This window comes from Kiritimatiellia bacterium, assembly GCA_028715905.1.
Classification (GTDB): Bacteria; Verrucomicrobiota; Kiritimatiellia; order JAAZAB01; family JAAZAB01; genus JAQUQV01.
Map to the genome: position 1 here is coordinate 1 of JAQUQV010000001.1, position 12,290 is coordinate 12,290.

Annotated in this window: 12 protein-coding genes; 5 read left to right on the forward strand and 7 right to left on the reverse strand. The window is 56.4% G+C overall.

The genetic code is table 11. From position 1 onward, the window contains the following. On the reverse strand, window positions 1–503 hold a 503-nt coding region (gene secA / locus PHP98_00005), incomplete at its 3' end, for a preprotein translocase subunit SecA (GenBank protein MDD5482024.1). 42 nt (window positions 504–545) lie between these two features. Between secA and PHP98_00010 the strand changes: the two genes are divergently transcribed. Beyond that, window positions 546–1,757 (forward strand): protein kinase, encoded by a 1,212-nt coding sequence (locus PHP98_00010; GenBank protein MDD5482025.1) that lies wholly within the window; start codon window positions 546–548, stop codon window positions 1,755–1,757. Window positions 1,758–1,842: 85 nt separating this feature from the next. On the opposite strand, the gene proS is transcribed toward PHP98_00010, so the two are convergent. Next, a complete protein-coding gene (gene proS, locus PHP98_00015) occupies window positions 1,843–3,375 on the reverse strand; it encodes a proline--tRNA ligase (GenBank protein MDD5482026.1) in 1,533 nt (510 codons plus the stop codon). Window positions 3,376–3,518: 143 nt separating this feature from the next. Between proS and PHP98_00020 the strand changes: the two genes are divergently transcribed. From PHP98_00020 to PHP98_00035, 4 genes are all read left to right on the forward strand, one after another. After that, a complete protein-coding gene (locus tag PHP98_00020; GenBank protein ID MDD5482027.1) occupies window positions 3,519–4,118 on the forward strand; it encodes a LemA family protein in 600 nt (199 codons plus the stop codon). 151 nt (window positions 4,119–4,269) lie between these two features. Continuing rightward, window positions 4,270–6,216 carry a M48 family metallopeptidase gene (locus PHP98_00025; GenBank protein MDD5482028.1) on the forward strand — a complete coding sequence of 649 codons (1,947 nt, stop codon included), beginning with the start codon at window positions 4,270–4,272 and terminating at the stop codon, window positions 6,214–6,216. Window positions 6,217–6,292: 76 nt separating this feature from the next. Next, window positions 6,293–6,844 (forward strand): DUF6036 family nucleotidyltransferase, encoded by a 552-nt coding sequence (locus PHP98_00030; protein MDD5482029.1) that lies wholly within the window; start codon window positions 6,293–6,295, stop codon window positions 6,842–6,844. After that, a complete protein-coding gene (locus tag PHP98_00035) occupies window positions 6,841–7,200 on the forward strand; it encodes a hypothetical protein (protein ID MDD5482030.1) in 360 nt (119 codons plus the stop codon). The genes PHP98_00030 and PHP98_00035 overlap by 4 nt, the downstream gene beginning before the upstream one ends. A gap of 102 nt (window positions 7,201–7,302) precedes the next feature. Here PHP98_00035 and PHP98_00040 read toward each other — a convergent pair whose 3' ends face one another. The 5 genes from PHP98_00040 to PHP98_00060 all read right to left on the reverse strand — a co-directional run bounded on the left by PHP98_00040 (window position 7,303) and on the right by PHP98_00060 (window position 12,229). Further along, window positions 7,303–7,986 (reverse strand): phosphopantothenoylcysteine decarboxylase, encoded by a 684-nt coding sequence (locus PHP98_00040; GenBank protein ID MDD5482031.1) that lies wholly within the window; start codon window positions 7,984–7,986, stop codon window positions 7,303–7,305. 322 nt (window positions 7,987–8,308) lie between these two features. Continuing rightward, window positions 8,309–8,881, reverse strand: a complete 573-nt coding sequence (locus tag PHP98_00045) for a flavoprotein (protein ID MDD5482032.1) — start codon at window positions 8,879–8,881, stop codon at window positions 8,309–8,311. Window positions 8,882–9,411: 530 nt separating this feature from the next. Next, on the reverse strand, window positions 9,412–10,230 hold the full coding sequence (locus tag PHP98_00050; protein ID MDD5482033.1) for an MBL fold metallo-hydrolase: 819 nt from the start codon (window positions 10,228–10,230) through the stop codon (window positions 9,412–9,414). After that, window positions 10,227–11,201 carry a zinc-binding dehydrogenase gene (locus tag PHP98_00055; protein ID MDD5482034.1) on the reverse strand — a complete coding sequence of 325 codons (975 nt, stop codon included), beginning with the start codon at window positions 11,199–11,201 and terminating at the stop codon, window positions 10,227–10,229. The genes PHP98_00050 and PHP98_00055 overlap by 4 nt, the downstream gene beginning before the upstream one ends. After that, the gene (locus PHP98_00060; GenBank protein ID MDD5482035.1) at window positions 11,198–12,229 is read right to left on the reverse strand and encodes an alcohol dehydrogenase catalytic domain-containing protein; all 1,032 of its coding nucleotides are present in this window, start codon (window positions 12,227–12,229) and stop codon (window positions 11,198–11,200) included. Before PHP98_00060 ends, PHP98_00055 begins: the two co-directional genes overlap by 4 nt. Between the last annotated feature and the right edge of the window lie 61 nt (window positions 12,230–12,290).

Genomic DNA, 12,290 nt, shown 5'->3' on the forward strand with positions numbered 1-12,290 from the left:
CAGCCGACCGTCAGGCCCAGGTATTGATACACCGTGCCCATCCATTGGGAATCGCGCCGCGCCAGATAATCGTTGACCGTTACCAGGTGGACGTTTTCACCGGCCAGCGCGTTGAGGTAAAGCGGCATGGTCGCCACCAGGGTTTTGCCCTCGCCGGTCGCCATTTCGGCGATCTTGCCCTGGTGCAAAACAATGCCGCCGACCAGCTGCATGTCAAAAGGAACCATGTCCCACGTCAGTTCGTGGTCGCAAACCATTATTTTTGTCCCCGCCAGGCGGCGGCAGGCGTTTTTGACAACCGCAAAAGCCTCGCAAAGCAGGTCGTCAAGCCTGGTCCCGGAGGCGAGCCGCGCCTTGAATTCGGCGGTTTTGTTCCGCAGTTCGGAATCGCTCAGTTTCTGGCATTCGCGCTCAAGGACGTTGATGCGCTCCACGAAGGGGTAAATTTTCTTCAAATCCCGCTCGTGCTTGGTCCCGAAAATCTTGTTGATAAGAAAACGCATAGGCTTTAATGTATATCACCTGAACCGATTCTTGTCAAAAGAATGAACGAACATCTCCAGAGCACCGTAGTCATGGAAAAACCGCCCGCGGCGGGAAAAGAGCCACCGGCCGCCGGAAAAAACGGCGGACGGACGGCGGACGCCGAATTTGAGGAGCTGATCGGCAATTACCGCCAGTTGATCCGGAAACGGAACATCCCCTACCCGGTGGCCTACCGCTTCGTCAAGGAACTGGGACACGGACGGCAGGGCGTCGTTTTCATGGCTGAACGGCACGGCGCCCGGGGCTGCCAGACCTACCACGCCATCAAACTGTTTGACCCCGGCATTTATTCGTCCGCGCCGGTCTACTGGACCGACATGGGACGCATCGCCCAGCAGATTTCAACCCTGCAGCCGATCAACAACGTCAACCTGGTCTCCTGCGATTTTTACGAGGAATGCAACGGTATCGGCTACCTGCACATGGAGGCCATTGACGGCATTGACCTCCAGTTTCTGATTGACGGCAAACACATCAACATGGCCCGCGCCCGCAGCACCGAAGAAGAGTGGAAACGGTTTCTGCAGGTTGTTTTCCGCGTGGAAAACAACCGGGTCAGCCTGCAGCCGGGGTTCGCTTCCTACGTCATGCGCAACGTGCTCCGGGGGCTGATCGTTCTGCACGAACATGGATTCATCCACGGCGACATCAAACCGACCAACATCATGCTTGATATCCAGGGCCGGGTTAAACTGGTTGATTTCGGCCGCGCGGTCCGCATCGGCGAAAAGGTGAATATCCTGCTGGGCAGTCCTCTTTTCATGGCCCCCGAAGTTCACCGCCGCGACCCCGGCTGCCTGCAGGCGGATTTGTTCAGCGCCGGACTGGTCGGCCTGGAAATGCTGGTCGGCGGACAGATCACCGCCATGATGAATTACAATGAAAAAGAGCTGATAGATTTCAAGACCACGCTGGCCTCCAGAATAAAGGACTGGCTGCCGCCCGACGTCCTTAAAAACATTGAGCTCGTAAACGTTTTCAAGCATCTGCTTGAGCCGGACATGGCGAACCGTTTCGCGAGCGCCAAGGAGGCCGAATCCGGGGCCCAGAGTTTTGCAACCGCCCGCCTCTGGCTGCGGGACTACGAGCGCGAAACCGAGTACGAACGGGAACTGGAAAACTATCTGCGCAAGCTTACCGACGAGGATACCGGCGCCTTGAACCCGCACTTCGGCGCCGACAACCTGACGGCCATCATCATCACGCAATGAAAACCGGCCGGTTTGCCCTTCCGAATAACAGCGTTTTTGCGCGCATGATTTCTTACAGCCGGCAGGAACCGGCGCGGCGACCGGCTCAATAGGCCTTTGCAAAAAGAACTCTTCGTTTGCTGGGGCGGCTGCTGATCACGCACTTCCCCTCCTCGGGCGGGGAATCAAAAGGAATGCACCGGATGGTTACGCCGAGGTCCTTTTTGACTTTTTCCTCAACATCGGCATCCCCGCTCCAATGGGAAAGGGCGAAACCGCCGTGGATTTCCGGCTGCTCCTGGTTTTTGGGCGTAAAGAACGAATAAAATTCATCCCGGGAATCAATTTTGCGCGTGTTTTGCTCGCGCAACGCGCGTGCGCGGCCTAATAAGGCATCCTGGATTTCATCAAGAATGCCGGCTATAGATCCGGCCAGCTCCGCGCGCTTGATGATCCTGATTTCCTTGTGCGGCCGGTCGCGGCGGGCCAGCGCGGCCGAGTCGGCCGCCATGTCACGCGGCCCGATTTCAATCCGGACCGGGATTCCCTTCTTGATCCAGTTCCACACCTTTTCGCCGCCCCGCCCCTCCCTTTCATCAATCTCAACCGCCAGCGGCCGGCCGTGATACGAAACCGCCTTCAGTTCCTGCGCGACGCGCCGGCAATACTCAAGTACCGCGCCGCGGGTTTCCTCCTTGTGAGCAATCGGCAGGATGACAACCTGCGCCGGGGCGAGGCGCGGCGGGAGGACAAGGCCGTCGTCGTCGGCATGGGTCATAATGAGACCGCCGATCAGGCGGGTTGAAACGCCCCAGGAAGTGGTCCAGGCATAAACTTCGTTTCCTCCCTGATCCAGAAATTTAATGCCGGCGGCTTTTGAAAAATTCTGCCCCAGGAAATGCGAAGTGCCCGACTGCAGCGCCTTGCGGTCCTGCATCATGGCTTCAATGCTGTAAGTGGCCACCGCTCCGGGGAATCTTTCCGCGGCCGTTTTTTCGCCCATGATAACGGGCATGGCCATGTATTGCTCCGCAAAGTCCCGGTAAACTTTCAGCATCCGGTCGGTTTCGGCTTTGGCCTCGGCCTCGGCGGCGTGGGCGGTATGACCTTCCTGCCAGAGAAACTCGGTGGTTCTGAGAAAAATGCGGGTGCGCATTTCCCACCGGACGATATTGGCCCACTGATTGACCAGGAGCGGCAGGTCGCGGTAGGACTGGACCCATTTGGCGAACATGGCACCGATGATGGTTTCCGAGGTGGGACGCACCACGAGCGGTTCTTCCAGCGGCCCGGCGGGCGCAAGCTTGCCGTCCGGCCCCGCCTCCAGCCGGTGATGGGTAACGACCGCGCATTCCTTGGCGAATCCCTCCACATGTTCGGCTTCCTTCTGAAGAAAACTGAGCGGGATAAAGAGCGGGAAATAAGCGTTGACGTGCCCGGTGTCCTTGAACATGCCGTCCAGAATACGCTGGATATTTTCCCAGAGGCTGTACCCCCAGGGCTTAATCACCATGCAGCCGCGCACCGGCGAAAGCTCCGCCAGGTCGGCGGCCTTGATGACCTGCTGGTACCATTCCGGATAATTTTCCTCCCGCGCGGGCGAGACGGCGTTTTTATTCTTCATCTTCTGCTCTTTCATATCAATGCGCCTATTCCGACCGCGATATTTTTTCCGTCCCCATGCATTTCAAAATTGACATAGCGGCCGATAACGGTATAAAGGACAAGAACGAGGGGTCATATTACGGCATTCTGCCGTAAACAGCAAGGAGTTAAACAAAAATGATTATCACTGTCGCATCTATTATCCTCGTTGTCCTGGCCGTTTTCGTGATCGCCAGGTACAACAGACTGGTCGCCCTGCGCAACCGTTTCAGGAACGGTTTTGCCCAGATTGACGTCCAGCTGAAACGCCGCTACGACCTGATTCCCAATTTGGTTGAGACCGCAAAAGGTTACATCCAGCACGAGCGCGGAACCCTGGAAGCGGTTACCGCCGCCCGCAACCAGGCGGCCGCGGCCGGCCAGAAGGCGGCTTCCAATCCGGGCGATGTATCCGCGATCAAGGGGTTGATGGGGGCCGAAACGGTCCTGACCGGAGCCCTCGGACGTCTGTTCGCGGTGGTGGAGGCCTATCCCGACCTGAAGGCGAACCAGACCATGCAGACCCTGATGGAAGAATTAACCTCAACCGAAAATAAAATCTCGTTTGCGCGCCAGTCTTACAACGACGCGGTCATGACCTATAATACCGCGCGCGAATCGTTTCCCGACCTGCTGATCGCGGGCCCCTTTGGTTTCAAAGAAGCCCAGCTCTTTGAAATCACCAGGCCCGAGGAAAAGGAAGCGCCCAGGGTGTCGTTTGAAAGCAAAACCCCGTGAGCAGGAGGAGCGGACGGCCGCTTTTCAACAACCGTCGGGGGCTGACGCCAAGAAGCTCCGCGATATAAGCGGAGGCCGGATCCGCTAAATCTTGCAAATCGCGCCTCGCATGGATTTCTTTGAACATCAGGAACGCGCCCGACGGAACACAATGTTCCTGACATTTTTCTTTATCGCCGCGGTCGTTTTAATTATTCTGGCCGTCTACACCGCGCTCGCTTTTCTTTTCCTTAATAAACCGCCGGCGGCGGACACCGACCTGTTTGCAAGCATAAAACGTCTCTGGAATCCTGTTTTATTCGCGGGAACCGCCGGCGGCACCCTGCTCGTAATTTTAACCGGAACTCTTTATAAAATCAGCGCGCTGTCAACGGGCGGCGAGGCGGTTGCCCGCATGTTCGGCGCAAAGCCGGTCAACCCGCAGACTTCCGCTCCGGCCGAACGGCGACTGCTGAATGTCGTGGAAGAAATGGCCATCGCTTCCGGGTTGCCGGCGCCGCGGGTCTATTTGCTGGATGAAGACAGCATCAACGCTTTCGCCGCCGGTTTTTCGCCGCGCGACGCCATTATCGGCGTTACGCGCGGATGCATGAACCTTCTGACCCGCGACGAATTGCAGGGGGTCATCGCCCATGAATTCAGTCATGTCCTCAACGGCGATATGCGTCTCAACCTCCGCCTGATGGGCGTTTTGCACGGCCTCCTGCTGATCAGCCTTATCGGCTGGTGGATTTTCAGGATATCGGCGCGACCTTCCGGGGCCAGTTTCGGCGGGTCAACCCGCAAAAAGGGCGGCAACACGGCCGGCCTGCTCCTGGCCGGACTCTGCCTGATGATCATCGGATACATCGGCGTGCTTTTCGGGCGGCTGATCAAGTCGGCCGTCTCGCGCCAGCGCGAATTTCTGGCCGACGCGGCGGCGGTCCAATTCACCCGCAACCCGGGAGGCATTGCAGGCGCTCTCAAAAAAATAGGCGGTTTTGCCTCCGGCGGACGGATCAGCCATCCGAATGCGGAAGAAGCATCGCACCTCTTTTTCGCCGACGGATTAAACCGCGCTCTTTTCACCCTGATGTCCACCCACCCCCCCCTCCCGGAAAGAATTCGCCGGATTGACCCGTCCTTTGACGGAAAATTTTCCGCCGCATTATCATCAACGGCGGCAGTCATGGAAGACGAGGCCGCCCCCGTCTCCGCTCTGGCCGCCAAGCCCGCCGCGGCCGGCCGCCCGGCCGCCCGGGCTATTCGTCTTGATCCGGATAAAACCAGCGAAATGGTCGGCCGCATGGATGCGGAAATCCTGCAACAGACAAGCCGGTGGCTGGCCCTGCTTCCGCCCGCAATCCGCGCCGCGGCCCATGACCCGGCGGGGGCGCAGGCGCTGATCACGGCCGTGCTCCTCTCCCGCGATAACGCAATCCGCGCCTCCCAGCTGCATTACCTGGAAAACAACGCGGACAAAAAAATACATGAAAAAATGCTGGCCTTAATGCCGGATGTTCAAAAGACGCCCCCGGAAAGTTTCCTGGCGCTCTCCGACCTGGCCATGACGGCCATAAGAACTTTGCCGCGGGATGAGTTGGCGGATTTTACCGCCCGCCTGCGGTATCTGACGGAATCCGACGGAACCATTACCCTTTTTGAATACATGATTCAGGCCCGGGCCGCGGGCCAGATAAGAAACTGGCGTCAAAAAACCGGTTATAATTTTCACGCGTTTGATTTTCATCATCATCTGCCGGCCATGGTTGTCGTGCTTTCCACCTTTGCATATTACGGCCACGGCGGAGACGACCGCGCGGCGGAACAGTCCTTCCGGGAAGGCATGCGGAAAATTCCCCGCGCGGAAAAAACGCAAATCCTGCCGAAGGACCAATGCGGGCTGCAGCAGGTTGACCGGGCGCTGGCCGGCTTAAGCGCGGCTTCCCCGCGAATCAGGAAGCATTTCATTGACGCCTGCTGCGCGTGCGTCGCGCACGACAACCTGGTAAACGCGAGCGAGGCCGAGCTCTTGCGCGCCGCGGCCGCCATCCTTGACTGCCCCATCCCGCCGTTTCTGCCGTCAGATTTAACCTCCTCCGCCAATACGCGGTTATGATGTTGGCCGCCGTGCCTCCGGATCACTTCCCAAATATAATCTTGTGATTTGCCGATTGCTGGATATAATTTTTTTCATGGATAAAAGCCGGCTACTTGAATATTTAAAAGCGCTGGATGAGACGCTCTCCGAAAAAACCGAGTTGGTCGTCTACGGAAGCGCCGCTTTTATTCTGTTGGATGAAGACAGCCGGACAAGCCTGGATATTGACGTTGCGGCGCCGTATTCACGAGTAAATTATCCGGCTTTCTGCCGCGCGGCAGAAAGCTCCGGGTTGCCAGTGAACCCGCCGGAGGATACTTTGCGCGACCATATTGAATGGATACCTCCCTTGCGTTTATGCCTCAAAAAACCGAGCCCGGATGACGAGGTCGTGCTTTGGCGCGGGAAACGTTTAACGGTTAAGACCGTTTCCGCCGCCGACCTTATCGCCAGCAAGCTTATCCGCTATGACCCGATAGATCAGGCTGATATCCAGTATGTCCTCAGAATGTCCCGCATCTCGTTTGAACACATCCAGGCGGCCGCGTCCGCTTTACCGGCGCCTTTTAACACGAACCCGCTGGTGCTGGAGAACCTTGAAAATTTGAAAAATGATCTGCGCATGTGGATGGAAAAAAAGCCATGACTCCGCGAGAACGCCTGGAAAAAGCTTACGCCCTGGCATTTGCCCCCTCCAGTCTGAACAAATTGTGGAGCCAAATTAAACATCACAAGCTTGAAAACAAAAAAGAAACTGCCGCGTTGGTGGACATGGCATTGCAACTTCACCAGGCGCTTCCCGAAAGCGGCTATTCTTCCCAGCGGGCATTAAAACGCCTTGCTATTTATCAAGCCCGGGGGCGGGCATTCGGTCTGCCGTGTTTTCTGCGCAATATCCGCCAAGCGCTGGGCGCGGACAAACCGCTTGCGCCCGGGACGGTGCCTCCGGAAATGGTGAGAGACATCGTCTTGCCGGAACTGAATCATCACGCTAGGAAATAAACCACTCCGCCGAAAAATTAAAAAACAATTCTAAAACGGATTCGTCTCGGTTGCCGGAGCGGAACCTGCGCCGCCGGCAATGACGGCCTAAAGACGAAACAATCATACGCTTTCTGCCCTTTCCGCACACGCGCAATTGTCCGCCATAACGCCGCGGCTTTGCCGCCGCTCAATCCATTTGATTATCCGCGCGGCAATTTTTGTCTTCGCCATCAGCGGCAATTGCGTTTCTTCCCCGCCGGCAGAAAACAAGACCACCCGGTTGGTTTCGGCTTCAAAGCCGGAATCCGGCCGGCCGACATCGTTGGCGACGATCATGTCCAGTTTTTTCTCCCGCAATTTGCGCAGGGCTTCCGTGCGCAAACGGCCGGTTTCCGCCGCAAAGCCGACAAAAATTCTCCTTCCCTTCCGGGGGGCGACCGCCTTGAGAATATCCGGGTTGGGTTTGAGCCGGAGCAAGGCGCCCTCCCCCGTTTTTTTGATTTTCATCCTTGCGCAAACGGCCGGCCGCCAGTCGGCCACCGCCGCCGTCATGACCAGGGCGTCGCACCACGGCAGGCGGGATCGGACGTCCGCAAGCATTTCGCGCGCGGTAACGACTTTGCGGAGTTTTACGCCGGCCGGCGGCGCAATCGCAACCGGCCCGGAAATTAAAACCACGGAATGTCCGCGCCGGAGCGCGGCCGCGGCGACAGCGTATCCCATTTTGCCGCTGGAACGGTTGCCGATAAAGCGCACCGGATCAATCGGCTCGCGCGTCGGCCCGGCGGTGACGATAATTTTCATAAATCATATCTCCCGCCAAGGGCGCAAACAATCAAATGTCATTTTAGCGGCGAACATTGCGTTTTTGCGGAAACAATATTTTCGTAACCCCTCAGAACGTGTGAAATAATTAAAACATCGCGCTGGCGGGGCAGCGCTCCTACGAAAAAGGCCATAATAGCTGAGGAAATGTAGGAGCCGAGCCCCGTCTCGGCGATTTTTGCCAATTCTTTCACACTTTCTCAGTTATGTGGGTGGATGGCAATTCAATTGGCCAGTCTTCGTAGGGGCCGCGCTTGTCGCGCGCCCGTCTTTATTGAAGAGGACTTCGCAAGCGAAGCCCCTACGTTTTCTCTCTCCCCCTCAAAACTGAGGCCTTACATATTTTCTCAACCGCCGCCATGATTGTTTCCAGCGCGGCAAGCCGGCCGGCGCCAGTCCAGCCGCAGGCGAGCGGGCCGCTTTCAGGATTCATAATTATGGCTCCGCGCCTCTTGAGAAGACGGAGGTTATCCTGCGTGGCGGGGTGCCGCCACATGTTTTCATTCATGGCCGGCGCAATTACAAGGGGCGCCCGGCAGGCCAAAACCGCCGCGGTCATGGCGTCATCCGCCAGGCCATGCGCCATTTTCGCGATAACGTTTGCCGTGCAGGGGGCAACCACCAGAATATCGGCCCACTCCGCCAGCGAAACGTGGGAAGGATTCCATTGTTCCTTCCTTTCAAATTCGTCAATTAACACCGGGTTCTGGGAAAGCGTCTGGAAGGTCAACTCGCCGACAAACCGAGTTGCCGGCTTGGTCATAACCACGGAAACGAGCCAGCCTTTTTTTTTCATCAGCCGCACAAGTTCTGCGGCTTTATAGGCCGCAATTGACCCGGTTACGCCCAGCAATATTTTAGGTTGTTTTGACATAATCCCCTTCCCGGCCGGCATGCAAACATGCCGTTTTTTTACGTATATTTAGCAATCCGCAGAAAAGAATCGACAGGATTACAGGATGCTTTTTTATCCTGTAAATCCACTATTCCTCAGTTGGTCAACTGCCTGACTTTTCTTTTTACCTCAACTTTGGCAACCCCAAAGTTGATTAAGGCGCTCTTTATATTCCATCACTTTGGCTTTCTGGCCAAAAGATTAACACGATAATCCCGTTATCCTGTCAACTCTTCTGCAGATGGCTTAATGGTTACCATTGAACGAAAAGCCCCCCCCCGGCGGAGACGCTCCGGCGATCCATCACCCGGCAAGTGAAGGAAACAGAATATGTAAAAGTATGAAGGCAGTGCGGAAATAAATCAAGCGGAAACGGCAATTGACAAGGGCTGTGTGTTACCCCTGGGGGTAGCCTTGCCCCATCACTTTCGGTGTTTTTTACTTTCCGTGTTTTTTTGCGAGCTTGCCTGATTCTGCTAAACCAACCCCGTCCTGTCCGCCGTTTTGCCTCAAGGGCGCTTGAGGATCAAACGTTTTCCATAGCCGCAAACGAGAGTTTTTAACGATGGATATTTCACGCGCATATAATCCACGAACAATTGCGGGTCTTCCCTGTTCCCGGCGAACATGTCAAAATGCGCAGGGATCGTCAGATGCGGCGCCACTGCCCCGGCCAGGTCAGCCGCTTCCTGATAAGTCATGTTTCCGATGCAGTTGGATGACAGCCGTTTCGCATCCCGGCCGTTGATCGGGAGAAAGATAACATTGAATTGCCACCGGCGTAATTTGGTTTCCAGGCCTTCGTAGCGGCAAGTGTCGCCGGCATGATAAACAGCCAGACCGTCCCGTTCAACAATGTATCCAAGATATGGATAACGCCCGGTGCGGGGATCGCGGTCAAGAAATTCATGCGCCGCCGCTATGCCCGATATTTTCACGCCGCCGGTCTCAACGCTCCGGTTATCATCCAACCCGACAAACCGATTGGCCGGGATTTTCAAATCGCGCGCCAGGGAACGCAACAGCAGTTCGGGGACCACAAATTTTGCTTGCGGCGACGACTTCGCCAAAAGCGGCCAAATTCCGCGGTCAATATGGTCCGCATGGTCATGACTGCCGAAAATCAAATCGGCGTTGGTTATAACATCGGGCTTGAGAAGCGGTTTTATCCTGCGCCCCTTAAGCGGCGACAAAAAAAGGTCAAAGCACAGGTTTTTTTTGCCCAGCTTGACGATAAACCCATGCTGGCCCAGCCACCATACGGCGCATTCGCCTTTCTTCAACCGGCATTCATCAACGTCTCCAACCAGCGCTTTTCCTGTTTTCATCTATCCCTGCGTAATATGACCTTGATAAGACCGCGGTTGTGCTTCAGGGCGTCAAACGCGGCGGCAAATTGTCCGGCCGGATATTCCGCGCTGATCAATTCCGATAAACTTTTCTGGACGGCCAGCGCGGTCCGGACGGCTTCGGGCCAGGCCTGGGCGCTGGCATTGCTGCCGATCAATTCAAGCTCATTTATGAGCAGATGATTCCAGATGAAATCCGTCCGCGCCTTTTTATAGTCGCCGACAAACAATACCCGGGCCATTCCGGAGGCCAATTCAACCGCCATGTTCGCGGCCGCCGCGGAACCGCTGGCTTCAATTATGTTCGGGAAAGACATTCCCAACGCTTTCCTGACCACCCCGGTCCCGCCATCACGGAAGTGATGATAATTCAACGTGCGTTCCGCCCCCAGCCGGGCCGCCAAGGCCAGCCGATTTTCACGCCCCCCCGTTACGGTAACGCCGCAAACCCCGGCGCGCTTCAGCAAGATTGTCAGCAACAACCCGAGCGGCCCGTCGCCAATGACCAGGGCCGAACTTTTATCCGTTAAGCGGAAACGCCGCAATGCCCGGGTGGCCACGGCCAGCGGCTCGATCAACGCGGCCGCTGCCATCGGAAAATCATCCGGCAGAAAATGAAGCTTGTCTGTTTCCGTAAGAAAATATCCGGCATATCCGCCCGGATGCTCAAATCCAACTTCGCCGCCGTCATGCAAAACGTTTTCGCCGACGCAGTGTCTTCCGATTATGGCTTGGTCGCCGCCTTGGCCGACAGCATCCACGATCCCGGACCATTCATGCCCGGGAATGGCGGGAAAAGATGTCCTTTCCCAGCCGGCAATCATTTCCAAGTCCGTGGCGCAAATACCGCAGGCCATGGTCCTGATTCTGGCCTGCCCCGGCGCCGGAACCGGCATGGGCAGGTCTTTTAATTTCAATTTATCGGGAGCGGTAACGACAATGGCTTTCATGGCATGATAATTATTTTATTGCGTTCCGGAGTTCCCATAATTTCAACGGCCTTGTGAATATCGCGGAGGGCGATCCGGTGGGAAATAATTTTTTCGGGGTCCACCAGGCCGGTTTCCATCAGGCGCAATGCTTTTGACATGGCCAGGGGCGTGGTGCCGAAACTGGCGTCCATGCGGCCTTCCAGAAAATGGGTCAGCCCGCCGTCCAATTCAAATTTTTCGTGGGTGGTGATGCCGAAGACATTCCAGCGCGTGCCGCGGCGCCTGAGATCCACCATCAGTTTTACGGCGGCAATGGGCCCTGCGGCCTCCACGATCAAGTCCGGGCCATTCGGAATAATCTCATAAACGCGCTTTTTCGGATCTTCTTTTTTCAGATTCACCACATGGGTGGCGCCCAGTTTTCTGGCGTTTCCGAGCGCATAATCGCTGGTGTCAACGGCAATCAGCCGTCCCGCCCCCGCCGCCTTGGCCACCATCATGCACAACAAGCCGATGCTCCCGACCCCGATAACCACCACGTCGTCGCCGATCTCCATTTCACTGTATTGAATAACCCCCTTCCAGGCGCCGGACAACGGCTCGGTTATGGCGGCCGCTTCAAATGAGACATTGGCCGGCTTCCGGAAAATGCTTGATGCGGCCGTCTTCATATATTCGGCAAAAGCCCCGGGGCGGACGTCTTGCGTGCCGTCGCCCCCGGTCGTGAAAGCGCTTTTACAATAATGGGGCTTTCCTTCCCGGCAATATTTGCAATACCCGCAGAACCCCGAAGGCATGACCACGACTTCATCGCCCTCCCGAACGTGCTTGACAGAGCGGCCCGCCGCGCTCACTATTCCGGCCGGCTCATGCCCCACAATACACGGAAAATTAACGTTTTTACGGATACCCTTGATGGCCTTGTAATCCGTTGCGCAGAATCCGCATGCTTTTATTCTTACCACCACCTCGTCGGGAGCGGGGACGGGCACAGGCACATCTTCCAGTCTCAAATCGTTGAAATCATGCAATACTGCCGCTATCATATTTTTCCTTTCTGTTTTAATTTGTTTGAGGTAATTTCAAAACTGTTTCTCGCCAAGAGCC